Origin of the sequence: Stenotrophomonas sp. WHRI 8082, assembly GCF_040223995.2 — a bacterium.
Lineage (GTDB): Bacteria > Pseudomonadota > Gammaproteobacteria > Xanthomonadales > Xanthomonadaceae > Stenotrophomonas.
Genome location: NZ_CP167826.1, coordinates 2,558,036 through 2,580,839 on the forward strand (window position 1 = coordinate 2,558,036; position 22,804 = coordinate 2,580,839).

Annotated in this window: 20 protein-coding genes; 18 read left to right on the plus strand and 2 right to left on the minus strand. The window is 67.1% G+C overall.

What is annotated here, in order from left to right; genetic code table 11:
* Positions 1–84: 84 nt before the first annotated feature.
* The 15 genes from ABRP17_RS11145 to pncB all read left to right on the plus strand — a co-directional run bounded on the left by ABRP17_RS11145 (position 85) and on the right by pncB (position 16,366).
* Complete coding sequence (locus ABRP17_RS11145; protein ID WP_349985026.1) at positions 85–1,983, plus strand: S8 family peptidase; 1,899 nt, start codon at positions 85–87, stop codon at positions 1,981–1,983.
* A gap of 138 nt (positions 1,984–2,121) precedes the next feature.
* A complete protein-coding gene (gene gspE / locus ABRP17_RS11150; protein WP_188327177.1) occupies positions 2,122–3,846 on the plus strand; it encodes a type II secretion system ATPase GspE in 1,725 nt (574 codons plus the stop codon).
* A gap of 2 nt (positions 3,847–3,848) precedes the next feature.
* Positions 3,849–5,069, plus strand: a complete 1,221-nt coding sequence (locus ABRP17_RS11155; protein WP_349985027.1) for a type II secretion system F family protein — start codon at positions 3,849–3,851, stop codon at positions 5,067–5,069.
* Between the two features lie 48 nt (positions 5,070–5,117).
* On the plus strand, positions 5,118–5,552 hold the full coding sequence (gene gspG, locus ABRP17_RS11160) for a type II secretion system major pseudopilin GspG (protein ID WP_349985028.1): 435 nt from the start codon (positions 5,118–5,120) through the stop codon (positions 5,550–5,552).
* A gap of 35 nt (positions 5,553–5,587) precedes the next feature.
* A complete protein-coding gene (locus tag ABRP17_RS11165; RefSeq protein WP_349985029.1) occupies positions 5,588–6,067 on the plus strand; it encodes a GspH/FimT family pseudopilin in 480 nt (159 codons plus the stop codon).
* A complete protein-coding gene (locus ABRP17_RS11170) occupies positions 6,064–6,507 on the plus strand; it encodes a prepilin-type N-terminal cleavage/methylation domain-containing protein (protein WP_349985030.1) in 444 nt (147 codons plus the stop codon). The genes ABRP17_RS11165 and ABRP17_RS11170 overlap by 4 nt, the downstream gene beginning before the upstream one ends.
* On the plus strand, positions 6,504–7,136 hold the full coding sequence (locus ABRP17_RS11175; RefSeq protein WP_349985031.1) for a prepilin-type N-terminal cleavage/methylation domain-containing protein: 633 nt from the start codon (positions 6,504–6,506) through the stop codon (positions 7,134–7,136). Before ABRP17_RS11170 ends, ABRP17_RS11175 begins: the two co-directional genes overlap by 4 nt.
* Positions 7,133–7,996, plus strand: coding sequence for a general secretion pathway protein GspK (locus ABRP17_RS11180; RefSeq protein WP_188326040.1), 864 nt, complete (start codon positions 7,133–7,135; stop codon positions 7,994–7,996). Before ABRP17_RS11175 ends, ABRP17_RS11180 begins: the two co-directional genes overlap by 4 nt.
* The gene (locus ABRP17_RS11185; RefSeq protein WP_349985032.1) at positions 7,993–9,144 is read left to right on the plus strand and encodes a PilN domain-containing protein; all 1,152 of its coding nucleotides are present in this window, start codon (positions 7,993–7,995) and stop codon (positions 9,142–9,144) included. Before ABRP17_RS11180 ends, ABRP17_RS11185 begins: the two co-directional genes overlap by 4 nt.
* Positions 9,119–9,889 carry a type II secretion system protein GspM gene (gene gspM / locus ABRP17_RS11190; protein WP_349985033.1) on the plus strand — a complete coding sequence of 257 codons (771 nt, stop codon included), beginning with the start codon at positions 9,119–9,121 and terminating at the stop codon, positions 9,887–9,889. Before ABRP17_RS11185 ends, gspM begins: the two co-directional genes overlap by 26 nt.
* The gene (locus ABRP17_RS11195; protein WP_349985034.1) at positions 9,879–10,667 is read left to right on the plus strand and encodes a hypothetical protein; all 789 of its coding nucleotides are present in this window, start codon (positions 9,879–9,881) and stop codon (positions 10,665–10,667) included. Before gspM ends, ABRP17_RS11195 begins: the two co-directional genes overlap by 11 nt.
* 9 nt (positions 10,668–10,676) lie before the next feature.
* Positions 10,677–12,875: a type II secretion system secretin GspD gene (gene gspD, locus ABRP17_RS11200; RefSeq protein WP_188326044.1), complete on the plus strand. Its 2,199-nt coding sequence runs from the start codon at positions 10,677–10,679 to the stop codon at positions 12,873–12,875.
* Between the two features lie 102 nt (positions 12,876–12,977).
* Positions 12,978–13,835 carry a glycosyltransferase gene (locus ABRP17_RS11205; protein WP_349985035.1) on the plus strand — a complete coding sequence of 286 codons (858 nt, stop codon included), beginning with the start codon at positions 12,978–12,980 and terminating at the stop codon, positions 13,833–13,835.
* On the plus strand, positions 13,832–14,668 hold the full coding sequence (locus ABRP17_RS11210) for a glycosyltransferase family 2 protein (protein ID WP_192081168.1): 837 nt from the start codon (positions 13,832–13,834) through the stop codon (positions 14,666–14,668). The genes ABRP17_RS11205 and ABRP17_RS11210 overlap by 4 nt, the downstream gene beginning before the upstream one ends.
* 519 nt (positions 14,669–15,187) lie before the next feature.
* The gene (gene pncB, locus ABRP17_RS11215; RefSeq protein ID WP_188326047.1) at positions 15,188–16,366 is read left to right on the plus strand and encodes a nicotinate phosphoribosyltransferase; all 1,179 of its coding nucleotides are present in this window, start codon (positions 15,188–15,190) and stop codon (positions 16,364–16,366) included.
* Between the two features lie 145 nt (positions 16,367–16,511).
* On the opposite strand, the gene ABRP17_RS11220 is transcribed toward pncB, so the two are convergent.
* Positions 16,512–17,828 (minus strand): NCS2 family permease, encoded by a 1,317-nt coding sequence (locus tag ABRP17_RS11220; RefSeq protein ID WP_188326048.1) that lies wholly within the window; start codon positions 17,826–17,828, stop codon positions 16,512–16,514.
* 88 nt (positions 17,829–17,916) lie between these two features.
* Positions 17,917–19,581 (minus strand): energy-dependent translational throttle protein EttA, encoded by a 1,665-nt coding sequence (ettA, locus tag ABRP17_RS11225; RefSeq protein WP_188326049.1) that lies wholly within the window; start codon positions 19,579–19,581, stop codon positions 17,917–17,919.
* A 252-nt stretch (positions 19,582–19,833) separates the two neighbouring features.
* On the opposite strand from ettA, the gene ABRP17_RS11230 reads away from it, so the two are divergent.
* From ABRP17_RS11230 to glyA, 3 genes are all read left to right on the plus strand, one after another.
* Positions 19,834–20,553 carry a hypothetical protein gene (locus ABRP17_RS11230; protein WP_349985036.1) on the plus strand — a complete coding sequence of 240 codons (720 nt, stop codon included), beginning with the start codon at positions 19,834–19,836 and terminating at the stop codon, positions 20,551–20,553.
* Positions 20,554–20,677: 124 nt separating this feature from the next.
* On the plus strand, positions 20,678–21,220 hold the full coding sequence (locus ABRP17_RS11235) for an RcnB family protein (protein WP_192094151.1): 543 nt from the start codon (positions 20,678–20,680) through the stop codon (positions 21,218–21,220).
* 270 nt (positions 21,221–21,490) lie between these two features.
* Complete coding sequence (gene glyA / locus ABRP17_RS11240; RefSeq protein ID WP_349985037.1) at positions 21,491–22,744, plus strand: serine hydroxymethyltransferase; 1,254 nt, start codon at positions 21,491–21,493, stop codon at positions 22,742–22,744.
* Positions 22,745–22,804 lie beyond the last annotated feature (60 nt).

Consider the following 22,804-nt stretch of genomic DNA (forward strand, 5'->3'; position numbering starts at 1 on the left):
CCCGGGCGTGGCCCGCCCGGGGTAGTCGCAAGGAAGTAAGGCCGCAGGTTTGGTACCACCAACGACCCAGAAGAGGATTTCGACGTGATCAAGAAGCACAACCTCCGCACCAACGTTCTCGCCGCTGCTGTGCTGTCCCTGACGGCGGGTGCGGGCATGGCACAGGCCGCCGACCTCAAGGTCAGCGCGCCCCTGCATTCCCCCGCCGCGCAGCAGCAGGCCGTGAACGGCATCATCGTGAAGTACAAGGCCGGTAGCGTCGCTGCGGGCAGCAGCGCAGCCAAGGTCGGCGTCGTCAACGGTGCGCTGTCGCGTGCCACGCTGTCCGGCAACAAGGCGACCGCCACCGCGCGCGCTGCTGCGTTCAGCCCGCAGGTCGTGCGCAGGCTCGGCGTCGGCGCGGACCTGATCCGCCTGAAGACCCGTCTGGGCACTGCCGACCTGGACAAGGTGCTGGCTGAACTGCGCGCCGACCCGGCCGTGCAGTACGCCGTGCCCGATGCACGCATGTACGCCATCGACGCCGGTACGCCGGCACGCGCCCGCGCCGTGGTGCAGGCAGATGCAACGCCGTCCCTGGTGCCGAACGATCCGCTCTACGCGCAGTACCAGTGGCACCTGAGCAGCGCCACCGGCGGTGTCAACGCGCCGGCGGCGTGGGATATAGCCGCAGGCGAAGGCGTAGTGGTAGCAGTGCTCGACACCGGCATCCTGCCGCAGCACCCCGACTTCGTCAGCGGTGCGCTGCTGCCGGGCTACGACTTCATCAGCGATGCGGAGACTTCGCGCCGTCCGACCGATGAGCGCGTGCCGGGTGCACTGGACATGGGTGACTGGGTCGAGAACGACAACGAGTGCTATGCCGGCTCGCTGGCCGAAGACAGCTCGTGGCACGGTACGCACGTAGCGGGCACCATCGCCGAAGCCACCAACAACGGCGTCGGCATGGCCGGCGTGGCCCACAAGGCCAGCGTGCTGCCCGTGCGGGTGCTCGGCAAGTGTGGTGGCTACCTGTCCGACATCGCCGATGCGATCACCTGGGCGTCCGGTGGCACGGTCACCGGCGTGCCGGCCAATACCACCCCGGCCGACATCATCAACATGAGCCTTGGCGGCAGTGCGGCCTGCGACGCGGTGTACCAGGACGCGATCAATGGCGCGGTGTCGCGCGGCACCATCGTGGTGGTCGCGGCGGGCAACTCGGCGTCCAACGCGGCCAACTTCCGCCCGGCCAGCTGCAACAACGTGATCGCGGTCGGCGCCAACCGGATCACCGGTGGCATTGCGTCGTACTCCAACTTCGGCACGCTCGTAGATCTTTCCGGACCGGGCGGCGGCGGCGGTGTCGATGGCAATCCGGGTGGCTATGTGTGGCAGGCCGGTTACAACGGTGCCACCACGCCCACCTCCGGCACGCTCACCTACATGGGCATGGCCGGCACCTCGATGGCCTCGCCGCATGTCGCCGGTGTGGCAGCGCTGGTGCAGGGCGCACTGGCCGACGCCGACCGTGACCCGTTGACCCCGGCAGAGATGGAAACCCTGCTCAAGCAGACCGCACGTGCGTTCCCGGTGACCATCCCGGCCGGCACGCCGATCGGCACCGGCATCGTCGATGCCAAGGCCGCGCTGGATGAAGCGCTGAAGGAGCCGTGCACCGAGAACTGCGCACCGCCTGCCACCCCGCTGACCAACAAGGTCGCCGTGGCCGGCATCAGCGGTGCCAGCGGCAGCGAGAAGCTGTACAGCTTCGTGGCGACAGCCGGCAAGCCGGTCAGCTTCGTCACCTACGGCGGCACTGGCAACATCTCGCTGCACGTGGGCGCGGACAACGGTACCTCCACCGTGGCGTGGACCGCCAAGTCTTCGCGCACCGGCAATGCGGAAACCGTACGCATCACGGCGCCGGTCGCCGGCACGTACTACGTGAAGGTGGTGGGTGACGCAGCGTTCTCCGGCGTGACCCTGCTTGCCACGCAGTAAGTTGCGTCTCTGACGTACCCGGCCCGCCAGTGAACCTGGCGGGCCTTTTTATTGATGCAGTCGTGCTTTTTTCCGATCTGAACGGTAGCAGCCGACGGCATGCTGCTACAGTCTGGACGATTGCACGTGAGGCTTTCTGTGAACGCGGTTGTTGACCCTGCCAACGTGAATACTGCTGAAGCGCCGTTGATCGATGCGCTGATCGCGCGCGGTCGGTTGAAGGAAGCCGATCTCGCCCGCGCGCGCACCCTGCATGCCGAATCGGGCGGCAGCCTGCTGTCGCTGCTGGTCCGCCTGGGCCTGGTGTCCGAACGGGACCAGGCGCAGACCACCGCCGACGTGCTCGGGATCGAACTGCTGGATGCACGGCAGATGCCGGATGCACCGCCGCCCTCCCTGGCCGATGCCTTGCCGGTGACGCTGCGCTTCCTGAAGCAGTTCCACGTCTGCCCGATTTCGCTGGACGAAAGCGGCCTGCTGCTGTGGCAGGCCGACGCCCACGATCCCTATCCGTGCCAGGCGATCTCGCTGGCGATGGGCGTGCCGGTGCATCCGCGTATCGGCCAGCGTGCCGAGATCGACGACCAGATCGAGCGCTGGTATGGGCAGGGTCGCAGCGCCATGGGGGCGATCGTGGAAACCGCCGATGGCGAGGGTGCCGCGGTCGACGACATCGAGCACCTGCGTGACCTTGCCTCTGAAGCACCGGTGATCCGTCTGGTGAACCTGGTGATCCAGCGTGCGGTTGAACTGCGTGCCTCGGACATCCACGTCGAGCCGTTCGAGACGCGGCTGAAGGTGCGCTATCGCGTGGATGGCGTACTGATCGAAGGCGAGAGCCCTCCGTCCAACCTGACCGCTGCGGTGATCAGCCGCATCAAGATCATGGCGCGGCTCAACATCGCCGAACGTCGCCTGCCGCAGGATGGCCGCATCATGCTGCGTGTTCAGGGCAAAGAACTGGACCTGCGCGTCAGCACCGTGCCGACCGCGCATGGCGAAAGCGTGGTCATGCGTCTGCTGGATCGTGAAACCGTCGTGTTCGATTTCCAACGGTTGGGCTTCACCGAGGAGTTCCTGCCAGCGTTCCGCAAGGTGCTGGAGCAACCGCACGGCATCCTGCTGGTGACCGGCCCCACCGGCTCGGGCAAGACCACCACGCTGTACACCGCGCTGAGCCAGCTCAACACCGCCGACGTGAAGATCATCACTGTCGAAGACCCGGTGGAGTATCAGATCGAAGGCATCAACCAGATCCAGGCCAAGCCGCAGATCGGCCTGGACTTCGCCAATGCGCTGCGCAGCATCGTGCGCCAGGATCCGGACATCATCATGATCGGCGAGATGCGCGACCTGGAAACCGCGCGCATCGCGATCCAGTCCGCGCTGACCGGCCACCTGGTGCTGTCCACGCTGCATACCAACAATGCCGCAGGCGGCATCACCCGCCTGCTCGACATGGGCGTGGAGGATTATCTTCTGACCTCCACCATCAACGGGATCCTGGCCCAGCGCCTGGTGCGCCGCCTGGAGCCGACCCATGCCGAGCGCTATGAAGCATCGCCTGAAGAGATCGAGCGCTTCGACCTGCGCCGTCTGCAGCCGCACGGCACGATCCACCTGTTCCGCCCGCGACCCTCGGCGATCGCGCCCACCGGTTACCTCGGGCGCACCACCATCGTCGAGTTCCTGGTGATGAACGACGAGCTGCGCCGCGCGGTGATGCGTCGCGAAGGCATGGGTGAGATCGAGCGCATTGCACGCAATGGCGGCATGCGCACGATGTACGAAGACGGCCTGCTGAAGGCGCTGGCCGGGCAGACGACGCTGGAAGAAGTCCTGCGTACCACCGAGGAAAGCTGAGCATGCCGCTGTACCGCTACAAGGCGCTGGATGCACAGGGCGACATGGTGGACGGCCAGATGGAGGCGGTCAGCCAGGCCGAGCTGGTCGTGCGCCTGCAGGAGCAGGGCCACCTGCCGATGGAAACCCGGTTGGCCAGTGAAGGCGGCATGGACGGTGGCCAGTTGCGTTCCCTGTTCAAGAGCCGGCCAATGCAGGGCGCTGCGCTGCTGCAGTTCACCCAGCAATTGTCGACGCTGCTGGGCGCGGGCCAACCGCTCGACCGCGCGCTGACCATCCTGCTCAGCCTGCCCGAAGACGAGCGCTCGCGTCGGGTCATCAGCGAAATCCGCGACACCGTGCGGGGCGGTGCGTCGCTGTCCAGCGCGCTGGAACGCCAGCACGGGCTGTTCTCGCGGCTGTACATCAACATGGTGCGCGCCGGTGAGGCCGGTGGCAGCCTGCACGACACGCTGCAGCGCCTGGCCGACTACCTGGAACGCAGCCGCGCGCTGCAGGGCAGGGTCGTCAACGCGCTGATCTATCCCGCCATCCTGCTCGTGGTGGTGGGCGGTGCGCTGCTGTTTCTGCTGGGCTACGTGGTGCCGCAGTTCGCGCAGATGTATGAAAGCCTGGACGTGGAGCTGCCATGGTTCACCCAACTGGTGCTGCAGGTGGGTCTGTTGGTGCGTGATGGCTGGATCTGTATCATCGTCATTCCCGCCGCGATCGCCTGGCTGCTGGAGCGCAAGGCACGGCAGCCGGCGTTCCGCCTGGCACTGGATGGCTGGCTGCTGCGACGCAAGGGTATCGGCGCACTGCTGGGCAAGCTGGAAACCGCGCGGCTGGCGCGCACGCTGGGCACCTTGCTGCGCAACGGGGTGCCGCTGCTGGCCGCACTGGGCATCGCGCGCAACGTGCTGGGCAACCGCGCGCTGGCTGCCGACATCGACATCGCCAGCGACGAAGTGAAAAGTGGCAACGGCCTGTCTGCGGCACTGGCACGCGGCAAGCGCTTTCCCCGTTTGGCCCTGCAGATGATCCAGGTCGGTGAGGAATCCGGCGCGCTGGATGCCATGCTGCTGAAGACGGCCGACACCTTCGAACAGGAAACCGCACGCAGCATCGACCGCCTGTTGTCGGCGATGGTGCCGGCGATCACCCTCGTACTGGCCTCGGTGGTGGGGCTTGTCATCATGGCCGTGCTGGTGCCGATGTATGACCTCACCAACGCGATTGGCTGAATCCGTCCCACTGCAATGACGTGCACTCCCGCAACAAGGAACCTGCTGATGAAACGACGTGCCACTCCCCGCTTTTCCTCGCCGCGCAACCAGTCGGGCATGAGCCTGCTGGAAATCATCATCGTCATCGTGCTGATCGGCGCGGTGCTTACCCTGGTCGCCAGCCGTGTGCTCGGTGGTGCCGATCGTGGCAAGGCCAACATCGCCAAGGCGCAGGTGCAGACCGTCGCCAGCAAGATCGACAACTACCGTCTGGATACCAACCGCCTGCCGGCCAAACTGGACGAGCTGGTCACCCAGCCGGCCGGTGTGAATGGCTGGATGGGACCCTATGCGAAGGCATCGGATCTGGACGATCCGTGGGGCCGCCCGCTGGATTACCGCGCACCCGGTGAACGCCAGGATTACGACCTGATCAGCCTGGGCAAGGATGGCAAGCCCGGCGGCAGCAGCTTCGATGCGGACATCCGCTACGAGCAGTGACATTGAAAACAGGGGCCGTCCGCTCCGGCGTGGCCATGCCGCGCCGTTCTTGCCGCAGTAGCACCGGTGCGCAGGCACAGGGCATGTCGCTGCTGGAGATGCTGCTGGTGATCGCCCTGATCGCGATGGTCGGGCTGGTTACTGCGGGCATGTTCTCGCGTGGCATGGCCGGCATGCAGCTGCGCAGTGCCGGCAAAGAAATCGCCAATCAACTGCGCGCCACGCGTGCCGAAGCGATTGCCCGTGGCAGCGTGCAGCGCTTCCTGATCGAGCCACGTCAACGGCGCTGGGAAGCGGCGGCCGGTCGCAGTGGCACATGGCCCGAGCAGGTGCAGGTCGACTTCGAGGGCGCAGCGCAGCTGCAACCTGCCGCAGGGCAGGGGGTCATCGAGTTCCATCCAGATGGGGGCGCCAGCGGCGGCCGTATCGTATTGCGTCGGGGCGACGCACGCTGGCGGATCAACGTGGGCTGGCTGACCGGTGAAGTCACCTCCGGCCCGGAGCGGGCCCGATGAGGTCACGCAGCGCCCTTGCCGGTAAACGTGCGGTACGCGGCTTCACCTTGCTGGAAGTGCTGGTGGCGTTCGCGTTGCTGGCCATGGCGCTGACCCTGCTGCTGGGCACGTTGTCCGGTGCCGCACGCCAGGTCGGTCAGGCCGACGTGCGCTCGCGCGCGGTGCTGCACGCACAGTCGCTGCTGGCTGGCGCGGGCGTTGAAGCGCCGTTGCAGGAAGGCCAGCAGCAGGGCCAATGGGAGCAGGGCCGTTACCGGTGGACCCTGCAGGTGCGCCCGTTCGTGGAACCGCGCGCATCCGGCAGCGTCGTCGCGGCCGGACCTGCGGCGCCACGGCTGCTCGAACTGGACCTGCAGGTGCGCTGGGACCAGCCGCGAGCAGGACAGTTGGCCTGGCGCAGCCTGCGCCTGGTGCCGCCAGCGCTGGAGGCGACGCCGTGAGCATCCGCGCGCGCGGATTCACACTGATCGAAGTGCTGCTCGCCACCGCGCTGCTCGCTGCCGGGCTGGCGCTCGCCTTTGTCACCGTGCGTTCGGCGATGACCATCAGCCAGCGGGGCGAGGCCATCGCGGCCGACAACGAGCGCATGCGCGCGGTGCAGGGGCTGCTGCGGCGCCAGCTTACTCAAGCGCTGCGCAGCCCGATCGAGCCGCTGGACCCAGCACGTGAGCCGCAGTTCTTCGTCGGCCAGGCCCAGCGGTTGCGCTTTGTCGCCGACGTGCCTGCGTATCTGGGACGGGGAGGATCCTACGTACACGATCTGCAGGCAGTACGCAGCGGCCAGGGCGTGCGCCTGCAGCTCGGCCTGGTGATGGTGCAGGGCGGCGTGCAGATCCCCGAGCGTCCGCCGCGTGCGCCGGAGGTGCTGGTGGATGAGCTGAAGCGGGTCACCCTGCGCTACCGCGGCATCGATGCGGCCAGTGGACAGATGGGTGACTGGATGACGGATTGGCCGGATACCCGTCGTCCGCCGCTGCTGGTGTCGATCCAGGTGCAGCCTCTGCGGGGACCGGCGTGGCCGGATCTGCAGGTGGTGCTGGAGAATGCGGCGCAGGCGGGTGCGCGATGAGGGCCCCACGCGGTGCTGCGCTGGTGCTGGTGCTGTGGCTGATCGCGCTGCTGACTGCGCTGGTCGGCGCGTTTGCCATGTCGGCCAGGATTGAGCACCTGCAGCAGCGCGTGCAGGATGACAGCGGGCGCGCACAGGAAATCGGCCGTGCGGGTGTGGCCTACGCCATGTCGCGGCTGCGTGCGGACCCGCAGCGGCCTGCGTGGCAGCCGGACGGTCGCCTCTATCGCTGGCGCTTCGACGGCGCGCAGGTCGATATCCGCATTGAAGACGAGAGCGGCAAGATCAACCTCAACTTGGCCGACATCCCCTTGTTGCAGGGCTTCCTGCAGGCCCTGCAGGTCGAACCTGCCGCTGCCACGCGCCTGGCCGGCGCGATCGTGGATTGGCGCGACGCCGACGACCTGAGTCCTGTCGGGGGCGGCGCAGAGGGTCCCGACTATGTCGCCGCAGGCTTGCCGTACGGTCCGCGCAACGCACGTTTCGAGACCTTGGGTGAGCTGCAGCGGGTGCTGGGCATGACCCCGTCGCTGTACGCACGCATGCGCCCGATGCTGACCCTGCACAGCCGTCTGGCACGGCCGGATGCGCGCTTCGCGCAGGGCCCGGTGCTGACGGCGCTGGGCATGGATGCCGCGCTGGTGCAGGCACAGCGCGAGCAGGAGTGGGCAGGCAGCAACGACACGATGTCGGCGCCCGCTGTTGCCAGCGGCAGTGGCACCTATAGTATCGAGTGCAGCGTGGTGGATGAGCGCGGCCGTGCCGCCGTCAGCCGCGCGGTAGTGCGCAACACCCCGAGCACGGCGATGGGCCGGGCTTATACAGTGCTTGGATGGGAACAGGGAATGGCCTCGCAATGACCGCATGGCAGCATGGATTCAGGCAGGTGGGGGCGCAGCTGATGCCGCGTGCCAGCGCGTTCCTGCGCTGGTGGCGGGATGCGCTGCTGGCCTGGCTGCCGGCACGCTGGCAATGGGCGCTGGGCTGGGCGCCGGCCCGCCTGCTGCTGCGCCAGTGCGGCGACACCCTGCGCATGGAGCGCGACATCGGAGGCGAAACCACGCTGGTCGGCACGCTGCCCTGGCCGTGCCAACCCACCGCCCTGGCTGCGGCGCTGGAGCCGCGGCTGCAACGCTTGCCCCGTTACTGGGTGCTCGATGCGGGCGAGGTGCTGCGGCGGACCCTGCGGGTTCCCGCCGCGGCGACCGGTCGGCTGCGCGATGTGATGGGGTACGAGATCGACCGGCAGACGCCATTCGCTGTCGATCAGGTCACATACGACGTGAGGGTATTGGGCCCGTCGAGCGGGGACCACCTGCAGGCCGAGCTGGTGGTGCTGCCACGGCAGCGCTTGGAGCAGTGGCAGCAGGCAGTCGGAAGCTGGGCCGACGCGGTCAGTGGCATCGACGTGGTCGACGCCGCGGGCGCTCCGTTGCACGTGAACCTGCTGCCGCCCGGGCAGCGCCAGCGCATCCGCAACCCGCAGCTGCGGCTTGAGTTGCTGCTGGCCGCGGCCGCTGCGGTGATGCTGACGCTGGCGGGCAGCCAGCTGCTGCACAACCGCGAACGGGCCGTGGACGAGCTGCGCACCGACGTGGAGCGCAGCGCGCGCAACGCGCGTGGCGTGGCCAACGAGCGAGCCCGCCTGCAGACCCTGGTCGACGGCGCCGCGTTCCTGGACAGTGAGCACGTCAAGCGACCGACCATGCTGGCGCTGTGGAATGAATTGAGCAGCTTGCTGCCCGATGGCACCTACCTGGAAAAGATCGGCGTGGAAAACCAGCAGGTGCAGCTGATCGGGCTGAGCCGCGAAGCCAACCAGCTGGTGCCCCTGCTGCAGGCATCGCCGTTGTGGCAGCGGGTGAACCTGACCGGCGTGCTGCAGGCCGATGGCACGGCAGGCGGGCGTGATCGTTTCACCCTCACCGCGGAACTGCGGCCGCTGGCGACGCCGCTGCCGGCAGCAAAAAAGGAGCCGGCCCATGCCGTCCGCACCGACACGCCGTGACCGCTGGCTGGCGCTTGGACTGCTGCTGGCGGTGCTGGCGCTGGTCTACCTGTTGCTCGTGCATCCCCTGTTTACGGTGCCTTGGCGTGCGATGGACCAGGAGATCGTGGCATTGCAGGAACGCCAACAGCGCGTGCAGGTCCAGCTGGACCAGCGTCCCCAGGTGGCCGAACGGCTGCAGCAGGTGCAGGAGGCCCTGCGCCAGCGCCCCGGCTTCCTGACCGAGGCGACGGCTGAAGGGGCCGCGGCCGCGCTTTCGGCGCGCGTGCAGGAGGTCGTCGCATCCGCCAGCCCGGGAAACCGCGCCTGCGTGGTCAGCAACCGCACCCCGATGCCGGACAGCCGCGGCGACGCCACGTACACGCGCGTGGCCATGCAGGTCCGGCTGCGCTGCGGCGTGGACGAAATGGCCACCGTGCTGCAGTCGTTGGAAACCGGCACGCCGCGCCTCTTAGTGGAAAACCTCAACATGCTGGCCCAGCGTTTCCAGCAGTCGCCCGTGGAGTCGGGAACCGGACTGGATGTGTCGTTCGAACTGGTCGGCTACCTGCAGCCGGGGGGCCTGGACACCCTGCAGGCCATGCCGCCAACGGGTGTTGCGATGCCTGCCGACAGTGGCCTGTCAGCCAACGCGGCGCCCGCGTCCGATGTCGAGGCTGTGCCTGCAGATGCACACAGCCCCGATGCCGCCAGCCTGCCCGTTGACGACGTCGTGGATGTCGTGGAGGCGCCGGATGCGGATTGATCGTTTCAACCTGCGCACGTCGATCCTGCTCGGCATCGCAGTGCTGGCCGGCACCGCGTGGCTGGCCACACGCCTGGGCGTCGGCGGCGGCATCGACGCTGCAGACGCCACCAGCGTACCGGTACCGGTGTTGCCGAACCTGCCTGCGCAACGGGCCGAGCCTCTGGTTACATCTGCCAGCTTCACCGCCGTCGTCGAGCGGCCGGTCTTCGCTGAAGATCGCCGCCCGCACCCGTTCCGCCTCGGCGGCCCGGAAGCGGCTGCCAGCGGCGGTGCGCTGCGTTTGACCGGCGTGCTGCTCAGCGGAAATTTCGGCATGGCGACGCTGTCGGGAGAGCAGGGCCGCTCGCTGCGCCTGCGCCTGAACAGCGACGCGGTGGAAGGCTGGCAACTGCTCGCACTGGAGCCGCGGCGGGCCACCGTCCTCGGTCCCGACGGCGCGCAGGTACTGGAACTTGCGGTGTTCGACGGTCAGGGAGGCGAGCCCCCCACGGTGCTGCGCGACACCAGCGCGGCAGGCACGACGGGCACGGCGCGACAGGCCGTACCCCCACCACCGCCGCCACAGCCGTCACGCAGTTCCCCCGCCGCACCTGCGGCATCGCCCGCTGCATCGCCCGCGACGGCTCCGGCACCCGCAGACGCTGCCAATCAAGGGCCAAGTGAAGAACAGATGCGGGCGATCCGCGAGCGCATCCGCGCCCGACGTGAGCAACTGCAGCAACAGCAACAACAACGCCAGTCAACGTCGCCTACCGGCGGCGCTGCCAACCGATAGAGTGCAAGCATGAACCTGCGTTTCCTTTCCTGCTCTTTCGCCCTGGCCTTGCTGGTCGGCTGCACGACAGCGCCGATCCCGGACGTGCAGCGCAATGCCCGGTTCGACACCGGCGTGGCCGTACCTGCCACTGACGCCGATGGCGATGACGTGCAGGGTGCGCCGAAGGCCGTCATCCGGCGGGGCACCGGCACGATGATCAACCGCAGTGCCGCGTCGTCAGCGTCGCCGGCGTTGGGACAGGCCAGCAGCGGCGATGCCACCTTCAACTTTGAGGGCGAATCGCTTCACGCCGTGGTCAAGGCGATCCTCGGCGACCTGCTGGGGCAGAACTACGTCATCGCGCCCGGCGTGCAGGGCACGGTCACCCTGGCAACGCCCAGGCCGGTGTCCGGCGCGCAGGCACTGAACCTGCTGGAGATGGTGCTGGGGTGGAACAACGCGCGCATGGTGTACAGCGGCGGACGCTACAACATCGTTGCCGCCGACCAGGCGCTCGCCGGAACCGTGGCGCCGAGCACCGCGCCCGCCGCCAGCGCCCGTGGGTTCGAGGTGCGGGTGGTGCCCCTGCAGTTCATCTCGGCTGCGGAAATGAAGAAGGTGCTTGAGCCTTACGCGCGGCCGAATGCCATCGTGAATGTCGACAGTGGACGCAACGTCATCACGCTGGGCGGAACGCGCGCCGAGCTGGAGAACTACCTGCACACGGTGCAGATATTCGACGTCGACTGGTTGGCTGGCATGTCGGTGGGCGTGTTCCCGATCACGTCCGGCAAGGCCGAGCAGGTTGCTGCGGATCTGGAAAAGATATTCGGCGAGGACAGCAAGACGCCCAGCGCCGGCATGCTGCGTTTCCTGCCGCTGGAGAATGCCAACGCGGTGTTGGTGATCACCCCGCAGGTGCGCTACCTCGACCAGATCCAGGAGTGGCTGGACCGCATCGATACCGCGGGCGGCGCGCCCCGGCTGTTTTCGCATGAGTTGCGCTACATCAAGGCACGTGACCTGGCCGAGCGCCTGGCGGAAACCTTCGGCAGCAGCGGCAGCCGTGGCGGCGACAGCGGTGCATCGCTGGCACCGGGCGCCAGCAGTTCGCGCATCGACGGCGGCGGTGGCCGTGGCCAGGATGGCGGGACGGACACCCCCTCGCTCGGAAGCGACAGCAGCGGTACGGGCGCCAGCGGAGGCACCGGCAACAGCGGCATGAGCCTGCCGCAGCGACAGGCCGGCAACGCCAGCGTGACGCTGGAAATCGGCGCCGACCGTGTCGGCGTGTCGGCGGTGGAAGAAACCAACACCTTGCTGGTGCGCGCCACGCCGCAGGCATGGCGCTCCATCCGCGAAGTGATCGAAAAGCTGGACGTGATGCCCATGCAGGTCCACATCGAAGCGCAGGTGGCCGAGGTCAGCCTGACCGGCGATCTCAGCTACGGGGTCAACTGGTACTTCGAAAATGCCGTGCAGGGCGCCAGCTTCACCGGTGCCGTGGGCGGGGCGACGCTGCCCAATGCCGCAGGGCGCGACATATGGGGAAGCTATGCCGGTGCGATCACCGGCAGCAGCGGACTGGGCTGGACCTTCCTTGGCCGCAATGCCGCCGCAGTGGTCAGCGCGCTGGACAAGGTGACCGACCTGCGCCTGCTGCAGACGCCCTCCATCTTCGTGCGTAACAACGCCGAGGCCACGCTCAATGTCGGTGACCGTATCCCGATCGTGACCACCACGGTCAATACCGGGATCGGGGCCAGTACCGTCGGCCAGGTGCAGTACATCGACACCGGCGTGATCTTGAAGGTGCGCCCGCGGATCACCCGCGACGGCACCGTGTTCATGGACATCGTGCAGGAAGTCAGCAGCGCCGAACTGATTCCCAGCACCTGCAACCCGCAGGAAAGCAACTGCAATCCGCGCATTTCTACCCGCAAGATGGCCACCGAGGCGGCCATCCAGAGCGGTGACACCATCATGCTGGCCGGTCTGATCACAGATAGCGGGAACGACGGCCACAACGGCATTCCCGGCCTCAGCCGGATCCCGGTCGTGGGCGCCCTGTTCGGGCAGAAAACCCGCAGCAGCCGTCGCTCGGAAGTGATCGTGCTGCTCACCCCGACGATCGTCCGCAATGGTCAGGAAGCGCGCATTCTCACTGATGAGTACAGCCGTCGCTTCCGTGCGATGGAGCCGATCAGCGCGCCGCGCGGCAAGTAGCACTCTGCGTCATCGACAGTCGCCATGCGACCGTGTTGCTTGCTACGCTGGCAGCACACGGCCAGGGCAACCGCCCGCCGTGCATCCACCAGCGGAGGCGGGATGGGGGCGATCGTGTTGTTGCCGTTGGGCGTGGACGACGCGGCGCTGGACCATTGCCTGGCCGCGCTGGACGCGGGCACCGCTGCGGGCACTGCGATCTGGCTGGCCGACGACGCGCAGGCCGGACCGCGTGCGCAGGCGGTCATCGCGCATTGGTTGGCGCATACCCCATTGCAGGCCGAGTACACCCGGCGCGCACGGCCGCTGGGCGAAGTCGCCCACCTGGATGAAATGCTGCGCGCGTGCGTGGGCATGGATGTTGCGGTATTGGCACCGGACAGTGTCCCGATGCCAGGGTGGTTGGACCAGTTGCAGGCCTGCTTCGCCCGTGATGCTGCGATCGCGACTGCCACGCCTTGGTGCAACGCGGGCGGCACGGTGGCCTGGCCACGGCTGGGCGAGATCAATCCGCTGCCGGCCTTCCCGGCGGCGTTGTCGGTGGCCTGCGCGGCGATGCCGCCGCAGCATCCGGAGCTGCCCTCGGCGGTGACCCACGCGGTGCTGGTGCGCGGCAGCGCACGCCAGCGTGCGGGCGGACTGGATACCGACAGCTACGGTGGCTGGAGTGCGGCGCTGATCGATCTGGGCCTGCGCATGGCCGGCCTGGGCTGGCGCAATGTGCTGTGCGAGACCGCGTTCGTCGCACGCGGGAGCGAGGGTGGCAACCACCCCGGTGATCTGGATGCGTTATCGAGCCGGTGGCCGGCGTGGACGCCACGGCTGGCGGACTTCCTGATGCACGATCCGCTGCGCGACGCACGTGATGACCTGCAGGCCCGCTACCAGCGCGCGATAATGCCCGAGGCGCAGGGCGATCTGTTCGGTGCCGCATCGTCCCCGCCGGAGTCAGCCGCTTGAACCAGGCCATTGTTGCCGTCGTCGTCACTTACCAGAGCAGCAGCACCATCGATGCCTGCGTGCAGCGCCTGCGCGACGCGCACGGCATCGCCGAGATCCGTGTGATCGACAACGCGTCGCAGGACGATACCGTCGAGATCCTGCAGCGCCACGCCAGCGTCGACGCCCGTGTGCGCTTCATCGCCAACCCGGACAACCCCGGCTTTGCCGCAGCCAACAACCAAGGGGTGGCCGATTCGTGCAGCCCGTGGCTGGCCTTCATCAACCCGGACGTGCTGGTCGAGCCGGATACGCTGGCCCGGCTGTGTGAGCGCGGCAGCGCGCTGGGTGACTGCCTGCTTGGCGTGGAGCAGGTGGACGAGCAGGGCCAACCGGATGAAGCCGTGCGTCGTCGCGACCCTGATTTCCTGATGATGCTGCGGTCGCCCGGGCGTGGCTCGAAGCTGGCCATCGCACGCGACGCGTCGCTGGCGATGCAACCGGTGCCGGCCCTGTCCGGTGCTGTGATGCTGATGCCACGCGCCTTGTTCGACCGGATCGGTGGCTGGGATGCCGGCTACCGCCTGCATGCCGAAGACCTGGACCTGTGCCGTCGCGTGCGCGATGCGGGCGGGGTCGTGGCCATCGCCAACGACCTGCAGGTCGTGCATGTGCGGGGCGTCTCCAGCCGCTCGCGTCCGTTCTTCGTGGAGTGGCACAAACATCGCGGGTTGTGGCGCTACTTCAAGCGCTTTGAAGCGCACCAGCGCAGCGTGCCGGTGCGGGTGGCCGTGTGGGGGGCGATATGGGCGCACGCGGTGCTGCAGGTGCCGAGACTGCTGCGAGCGGCGTAGCCCCTCGTGGCTGGCTTTCACACTTGAGCTGCGCTTGGGCCGGGCGGTAGGGCTGGGCGGGGGACGGCAAGAGCCGCTCCTGCGGGCCTCGTTTCGTGCCATCCATGGCACTCAACGCCCCCGCCCAGCCCCACCGCCCGGCCCTCTGACAGGTTCCGTGGCCGCCAGCCGCGTATGAAAAAAGAGAAAAGCGGTAGCGCCGACCCATGGTCGGCGGAAAGCATCGACCCCCCTCGCGCCAACATCCGCCGATCACAGGTCGGCAAAGGTTCCATGGCCCCCATGGACCTGTCGAAGGTGGGGCGGGGTGGGTTGGCGGGGGCGTTGAGCGCCATGGATGGCGCGAAACGAGGCCTGCATGGATGCAGTTTTTGCCGTCCCCCGCCAACCCATCCCGCCCCACCAACGCTTCAGCCCTGCAGCCCTTGCCCTTGCCCTTGCCCTTGCCGTTGCCGTTGCCTCTGCGGCCGCCGCGCCGCAGGCGCGGCAACAAGCCCGCACGCGGCGCATAATGGCGGCATGATCATCCACTCCCTGCTCGACACCGACCTGTACAAATTCACCATGATGCAGGCGGTGCTGCACCAGCATCCCGGCGCCATCGTGCAGTACCGGTTCAAGTGCCGTACGCCGGGCATCGACCTGGCGCAGTTCCTCGATCAGATCAGTGAAGAGATCGACCACCTCTGCACGCTGCGCTTCACCAGCGCCGAGCTGGATTACATGCGCGGCCTGCGCTTCGTGAAGCCTGATTTCGCCGATTTCCTTGGCCTGTTCCACCTGGATCGCAAGTACATCACCCTGCGTGCCTCGGACAGCGTACCGGGTGAGATCGAGCTGGACATCACCGGACCCTGGCTGCACACCATCATGTTCGAGGTGCCGCTGCTGGCGATCATCAACGAGGTGTGGTTCCGCAACACCACGACCGCGGATTTCGTCGAAGGCGAGCGCCGCCTGCAGGCCAAGGCCGCGTTGCTGCGCGATACGCCGGGATTCGAACAGTGCCGCATCGCCGATTACGGCAGCCGCCGCCGCTACTCACGTGACTGGCATGCACGGTTGTTGCCGTTGCTGCGCGATGCGCTGGGCCCGCAGCTCGTTGGCACCAGCAATGTGCACTTCGCCCGCGTGTATGGCATGACACCGCACGGCACGATGGCGCATGAGTACCTGCAGGCGTTCCAGGCCATCGGTCCGCGCCTGCGCGATTCGCAGGTGGCTGCGCTGGAATCGTGGGCACGCGAGTATCGCGGCGACCTGGGCATCGCGCTGTCCGACGTGGTCGGACTGGATGCCTTCCTGCGCGATTTCGACATGTATTTCTGCAAGCTGTTCGACGGGGTGCGCCACGATTCCGGCGACCCGTTCGACTGGGGCGACCGCATGCTGGCCCATTTCCAGCACCGTCGCGTGGATCCACGCAGCAAGGTCCTGGTGTTCAGCGATGGCCTGGATATCGAGAAGGTCATGCGCCTGTTCGACTACTTCCGTGGTCGTTGCCAGGTCGCCTTCGGTGTGGGAACGCACCTGACCAACGATCTCGGTCCCACACCACTGAACATCGTCATCAAGATGGTCCGCTGCAACGGGCAGCCGGTGGCCAAGTTGAGTGATTCGCCGGGCAAGAGCATGTGCGATGACCCGGGCTACCTGGCCTACCTGCGCCAGGTATTCGAACTGCCGCCGGGCGTCTGACCCGCGCCCCGGATCCCAGGGCTCCGGTAGCGCCGAGCCACGCTCGGCGAGCGAAGCGGCACTTGTCAGCAGCGCGCATAACCAGAGCGGCCGCTGCGCTCGCCGAGCACGGCTCGGCGCTACGTGCTCCCGGCCGGGACGTGTTTCATTCCAGCGCGTAGCGCAGCACGAACAGTCCGGCGACCAACCACACGGCGGCGTGCACTTCGCGCCAGCGTCCGGTGCCGGCCTTCAGCGCGGCGTAGGCGATGAAGCCAAAGGCCAGGCCATTGGCGATGGAGTAAGTGAACGGCATCGCCAGCGCACACAGCGCGGCCGGGACCGATTCGGTCAGGTCACTCCAGTCCACCTCCACCAGTTCGCGCAGCATCAAGCCGGCCACGAACAGCAGGGCCGGCGCGGTGGCATACCCGGGCACCATCGCCGCCAGCGGCGAGAACAGCAGTGCCGCCAGGAACAGCGCCGCCACCACCAGCGCGGTCAGCCCGGTGCGGCCGCCGGCCTGCACGCCGGATGCGCTCTCGGCAAAGGCGGTGGTGCTGCTGGTGCCCAACAGCGAGCCCGCGACAATCGCCGTGCTGTCGGCGAACAAGGCCCGCCCGAACCGCTTCTGCGCGCCCGGCAGCTTCAGCAGGCCCGCGCGCCCGACAACGCCGTACAGCGTGCCGGTGGCATCGAAGACTTCCACCAGCACGAACACCAGCACCACCTGCAGCAGCACCGCCAGCGGCGCGCCGCCGTCGTGGTGCAGCAGGCCGGGCAGGTCCAGTTGCAGGAAGGTCGGGGCCAGGCTCGGCGGCAGCGACATCAGGCCGTGGTACTGCACGTTGCCCAGCAGCCAACCCGCTGCCGTGACCGCAAGGATGCCGATCAGGATCGCGCCACGCACCCGGCGCGCTTCCAGGATGGCGATCAACAGGAACCCGGCCAGCGCCAGCAGCGGCGGTGCCGTGTTGAGCGGGCCCAGTGCGACCAGCGTGTCTTCGTTGCCGATGATCACGCCGGATTTCTGCAGTGCGATGATGGCCAGGAACAACCCGATGCCGGCCACGATGGCCGAACGCAGGGACGACGGAATGCCGGATACCAGCCACGCGCGCACGCCGGTAAGTGACAGCACCAGGAACACGAGCCCGGAAATGAACACCGCCGCGAGTGCCTGCTGCCAGGGCAGGCCAGAGGCACCGACCACGGTGAAGGCGAAGAAAGCGTTCAGGCCCATGCCCGGCGCCATGCCGACGGGGAAGTTCGCGGCCAGTGCCATCACCAGCGAGCCGAGTGCTGCGGCCAGGCAGGTCGCGACGAACACCGCGCCCGCATCCATGCCCGTGGTGGAGAGGATGTCCGGATTGACGAAGACGATGTAGGACATCGTCAGGAAGGTCGTCAGGCCAGCCAGCAGTTCGGTGCGCACGGTGGTGCCGTGCTGCTGCAGTTGGAACAGGCGCTCAAGCAGGCGCATGGTGGATCTCGCAGGATCGGGACGGAAACGACACGTCGACAGTACAAAAAAGAGGACGGCCGCACTGGGCGGCCGTCCTCGGGGCTTCTTACTTCAGCGCCTTGAAACGCAGGCGCTTGGGTGCGGCATCGTCGCCCATGCGGCGGCGCTTGTCGGCTTCGTACTCGCGGTAGTTGCCCTGGAAGAACTCCACGTGCGAATCACCTTCGAACGCCAGGATGTGGGTCGCGATGCGATCCAGGAACCAGCGGTCATGCGAAATGACGAAGGTGTTGCCCGGGAACTCCAGCAGCGCATCTTCCAGCGAACGCAGGGTTTCGATATCCAGATCGTTGGACGGTTCATCGAGCAGCAGCACATTGCCACCCTGCAGCAGGGTCTTGGCCATGTGCAGGCGGCCACGCTCACCACCGGACAGCGAACCGACCAGCTTCTGCTGATCCTGGCCCTTGAAGTTGAAGCGGCCGATGTAGGCGCGCGACTGGATCTCCACGCCATTGATGTTCAGGATGTCCAACCCGCCGGCGATTTCCTGGAAGACGTTGTGGTTGCCTTCCAGCGCATCGCGGCTCTGGTCCACGTAGGACAGCTGCACCGTCGGGCCGACTACGATCTCGCCGGTGTCGGGCTTTTCCTGGCCGGTGATCATCTTGAACAGGGTCGACTTGCCGGCGCCGTTGGGGCCGATGATGCCGACGATGGCGCCACCGGGCACCAGGAAGTTCAGGTTGTCGAACAGCAGGCGGTCGCCGAACTTCTTGGAGACGTTCTTGAACTCCATCACCGCATTGCCCAGGCGCTCACCCGGCGGGATGAACAGCTCGTTGGTCTCGTTGCGCTTCTGGTAATCAACCGACTGCAGCTCTTCCAGGCGGGCCAGACGGGCCTTGCCCTTGGTGCGGCCACCCTTGGCGTTCTGGCGCGACCACTCCAGCTCCTTCTGGATGGCTTTCTGGCGGGACTTTTCCTGGTTGTCTTCCTGCTTCAGGCGCTCATCCTTCTGGGTCAGCCAGTCGGTGTAGTTGCCCTTCCACGGAATGCCGCGGCCACGATCCAGTTCCAGGATCCACTCGGCGGCGTTGTCGAGGAAGTAGCGGTCATGGGTGACCGCCACGACGGTGCCGGTGTAGCGCGCCAGGAACTGCTCCAGCCATTCCACCGACTCGGCGTCGAGATGGTTGGTCGGCTCATCGAGCAGCAGCATGTCCGGCTTCTGCAGCAGCAGGCGGCACAACGCAACGCGGCGCTTCTCACCACCGGAGAGCTTGCCCACGATGGCTTCCCACGGTGGCAGGCGCAGGGCATCGGCCGCCACGTCCAGCTGGTTTTCCAGGGTATGCGCGTCACCAGCGGCCAGGATCGCCTCCAGGCGCTCCTGTTCCTTGGCCAGTTTGTCGAAATCAGCGCCCTCCTCGGCATAAGCCAGGTAGACCGCATCGAGCTGGGCCTGGGCCTGCAGTACTTCGCCGACGCCTTCTTCAACCGCTTCACGCACGGTCTTGGTCGGATCCAGCTCGGGTTCCTGCGCCAGGTAGCCGACCTTGATGCCGGCCTGCGGACGCGCTTCGCCCTCGAAATCGGTGTCCACGCCGGCCATGATCTTCAGCACGGTGGACTTGCCGGAACCGTTCAGGCCCAGCAGGCCGATCTTCGCGCCCGGGAAGAACGACAGCGAGATGTCCTTGATGATCTGCCGCTTGGGCGGGACCACCTTGGACACGCGGTTCATGGTGTAGATGTATTGCGAGGACATGGAGTCTCCCAAAGGGTCGATCCACCGGGCCGAGAGGCAGGGCCGGCGGAAAACGGAATATTTGACTGGTCATTATCGCTGATCGCCGGTTTCACTGCCATGGCGGCCGTGCGGGGGCCCAAGGTGGGACAGGTGCGGGTCACAGACGGGTTGCGGCACGTTTTCCCCACAGGTGCGCGGGGCGCGGGCGGATGGTCCGGGATGGGCGGGCGGACCACGATGGTCACGCACCACTCAATCGGAGACGCGTTGATGAACCGCTCATTGTTGCCTGCCCTGCTGTGCCTTCTGCTTGCTCCTGCCGTGCCCTCATCGGCGATGGCTGCCGATGTTGCGCCCTTGCTGCCGTCGCCGCTGTCGGTCAGCGATCTCACCGTACCCGCCGGAACGCAGCGTGTATTCAACGTCGCGGTGGCGTCCACCGATAAAGGGATCGGCTTTGGAATATCGTCCGCTGATGCGGGTATGAAGCTGTCGGGGGGCATCGAATTTGCATGGGTCGACGGCGTAGTGCTGCGCAGGTTCGAACTTGACGGCCTGGACACCGTTGGCGGCTATGTCGACCTGTCGGGCTCGGCCGGTGCGCGCGTGCTGCAGCTTCGGCTGCTGGGAGGAGCGCAGGACATGCGGATCAACCTGACCCTGCCCGGACCGGCAGCGGACCTGAAGCAGGGGCAGGCGACGGGTGTGTTTTCTCAGCTCGCCGGTGGAACGACGTACGAGGCGGCGCGCCGCGTGCGACTGGCCAAGCCATCGAACATGCAGGTGTTCACTTGGGGAGGCGATGCGGAAGTGGCGCTCAAAGTGTATGGGCCCGTAGGCACCGGGTTCCCGCCGTTGATCTGCGACGACCAGGGCGATGCGTGGCGGCAATGCAATCTGGACGGGCTTGCGCCCGGCCTGTACTCCATCACGGTCGCCGGGGAAGGCAATCCGGTGCAGTTGATGGGGCGCTGGAAAGCGCTGCCGTAGTGACGTCTCTGGCCCATAGCTGAACAGGCATGGGTCGCGATAAAGGGGAACCGTTTCCAGCGGGAAACGGTTCATATGCGATGCGCATTATGGGAAACATCACCCAACAGGTAGGAGTCCACGCATGCGCATCAATCGACTTGTGGCCGGTGCCGTGGCCTCCCTGCTGGCCTTGGGGGCTGTCGCGCCCGCGTTCGCCGACAATGACCGCCACCGCGGCCATGATCGCGATCGCCGTGAATGGCGGGACGATCGTCGCGATGACCGCCGTGACCACCGCAACGACCGCCGTGAAACGCGCCGGGACTGGCGCGATGATCGTCGCCATGATCGCCATGATCGCCGTGAGTGGCGGGATGATCGACGTCACGCGGGTTACTACCGTCCGGCGCCCCCGCCGCGCGTGGTGTATCGCCCGGCATACCGCCCCGCTTACGGCCCTGCGTACCGCCCCGCTTATGGGCACGGTCCGGGTTACGGTTGGCAGGTCGGCCACCGGTATCGGGATTACTACCGTGGCCCGATCTACGTGGTGAATGACTACAACAGCTACCACGTACGTCGCCCGCCGCGTGGACACCACTGGGTGCGCGATGACCGCGGCAACCTGCTGCTGGTCGCCATCGCAACGGGGATCCTGGCGGACTTCGTGATCAACAACCGCTGAGCTGATGGCCTGACGGGCTGAGGGCTGCAGCCTGCAGTACGGCGCCTCTAGGGGGCGCCGTTCTGCGTACAGCGCCATGCGACGAGTGGGCGGGCACGAGCAGGCTCGCGCTGCGGCTCCAACGCCTCGCCACGCTTGAGACGCGCATTCCGCGATGACCCTGGATCAGGAACGGCGTCGTGCGCATCCGTGGTCCGTTTTGAGACCCGCAGCGCACGGACTACAATTGCGGTCTTGCCGTTCCTTTCCTGCCTGCCCCCGGAGAAACCGATGTTCCCGCGCGACGCCCGAATCGAAAGCTACGATCCCGAGTTGGCCAAGGCCATCGCCGACGAGGCCCAGCGCCAGGAAGATCACGTCGAGCTGATCGCCAGCGAGAACTACGCCAGCCCCCTGGTGATGGAAGCCCAAGGCAGCCAGCTGACCAACAAGTACGCCGAAGGGTATCCGGGCAAGCGCTACTACGGTGGCTGCGAGTATGTGGACATCGCCGAACAGCTGGCCATCGACCGCCTGAAGCAGCTGTACGGCGCGGATTACGCCAACGTGCAGCCGCACAGCGGCTCGCAGGCCAACCAGGCGGTCTACTTCGCGCTGCTGCAGCCGGGCGACACCATCCTGGGCATGAGCCTGGCCCACGGCGGTCACCTGACCCACGGTGCCAAGGTGAATGCCTCCGGCAAGCTGTTCAATGCGGTGCAGTACGGTGTGAATGATCAGGGCCTGATCGATTACGACGAAGTCGAGCGACTGGCCGTCGAACACAAGCCGAAGATGGTGGTCGCCGGGTTCTCGGCCTATTCGCAGATCGTGGACTGGGCGCGTTTCCGCGCCATCGCCGACAAGGTGGGCGCCTACCTCTTCGTGGATATGGCCCATGTGGCCGGTCTGGTCGCGGCGGGCGTCTATCCCAGCCCGCTGGCGCACGCGCATGTGGTCACCTCCACCACCCACAAGACGCTGCGTGGGCCGCGTGGCGGCATCATCATCGCCAAGGGTGCCAGCGAGGAACTGGTCAAGAAGCTGCAGTCGATCGTCTTCCCGGGCATTCAGGGGGGCCCGCTGATGCACGTGATCGCGGCCAAGGCCGTCGCGTTCAAGGAAGCGCTTGAGCCCTCGTTCACCACCTATCAGCAGCAGGTGGTGAAGAACGCCCAGGCGATGGCCGATACGCTGATCGCCCGTGGCTACAAGATCGTGTCCGGCGGTACCCGGAACCACCTGATGCTGGTGGACATGATCGGCAAAGAGGTGTCCGGCAAGGACGCCGAGGCGGCGCTGGGCAAGGCGCACATCACGGTGAACAAGAACTCGGTGCCGAACGATCCGCGCTCACCGTTCGTGACCTCGGGCCTGCGCCTGGGGACGCCGGCGGTGACCACCCGGGGATACGTCGAACAGGATTGCGTCGACCTGGCCAACTGGATCGCCGACGTGCTCGACGCACCGGCCGACGATGCGGTGATCGCGCGGGTGCGCGATGAGGTGAGTGCGCAGTGCCGCAGGTACCCGGTCTACGGCTGAGCCCGTGCATCGGTGACAGCATGCCCTGCCGCGCCAATCCCGGCGTTGCAGGGCCTCGCG

Excerpts from the sequence above, each read along its gene's own strand:
- glyA (WP_349985037.1), top strand. The coding sequence starts at position 21,491 with ATGTTCCCGCGCGACGCCCGAATCGAAAGCTACGATCCCGAGTTGGCC.
- ABRP17_RS11185 (WP_349985032.1), top strand. The coding sequence starts at position 7,993 with ATGACCGCATGGCAGCATGGATTCAGGCAGGTGGGGGCGCAGCTGATG.
- ABRP17_RS11155 (WP_349985027.1), top strand. The coding sequence starts at position 3,849 with ATGCCGCTGTACCGCTACAAGGCGCTGGATGCACAGGGCGACATGGTG.
- gspM (WP_349985033.1), top strand. The coding sequence starts at position 9,119 with ATGCCGTCCGCACCGACACGCCGTGACCGCTGGCTGGCGCTTGGACTG.
- ABRP17_RS11180 (WP_188326040.1), top strand. The coding sequence starts at position 7,133 with ATGAGGGCCCCACGCGGTGCTGCGCTGGTGCTGGTGCTGTGGCTGATC.
- ABRP17_RS11170 (WP_349985030.1), top strand. The coding sequence starts at position 6,064 with ATGAGGTCACGCAGCGCCCTTGCCGGTAAACGTGCGGTACGCGGCTTC.
- gspD (WP_188326044.1), top strand. The coding sequence starts at position 10,677 with ATGAACCTGCGTTTCCTTTCCTGCTCTTTCGCCCTGGCCTTGCTGGTC.
- pncB (WP_188326047.1), top strand. The coding sequence starts at position 15,188 with ATGATCATCCACTCCCTGCTCGACACCGACCTGTACAAATTCACCATG.
- ABRP17_RS11195 (WP_349985034.1), top strand. The coding sequence starts at position 9,879 with ATGCGGATTGATCGTTTCAACCTGCGCACGTCGATCCTGCTCGGCATC.
- ABRP17_RS11205 (WP_349985035.1), top strand. The coding sequence starts at position 12,978 with ATGGGGGCGATCGTGTTGTTGCCGTTGGGCGTGGACGACGCGGCGCTG.
- ettA (WP_188326049.1), bottom strand. The coding sequence starts at position 19,581 with ATGTCCTCGCAATACATCTACACCATGAACCGCGTGTCCAAGGTGGTC.
- ABRP17_RS11230 (WP_349985036.1), top strand. The coding sequence starts at position 19,834 with ATGAACCGCTCATTGTTGCCTGCCCTGCTGTGCCTTCTGCTTGCTCCT.
- ABRP17_RS11235 (WP_192094151.1), top strand. The coding sequence starts at position 20,678 with ATGCGCATCAATCGACTTGTGGCCGGTGCCGTGGCCTCCCTGCTGGCC.
- gspG (WP_349985028.1), top strand. The coding sequence starts at position 5,118 with ATGAAACGACGTGCCACTCCCCGCTTTTCCTCGCCGCGCAACCAGTCG.
- ABRP17_RS11165 (WP_349985029.1), top strand. The coding sequence starts at position 5,588 with ATGCCGCGCCGTTCTTGCCGCAGTAGCACCGGTGCGCAGGCACAGGGC.
- ABRP17_RS11220 (WP_188326048.1), bottom strand. The coding sequence starts at position 17,828 with ATGCGCCTGCTTGAGCGCCTGTTCCAACTGCAGCAGCACGGCACCACC.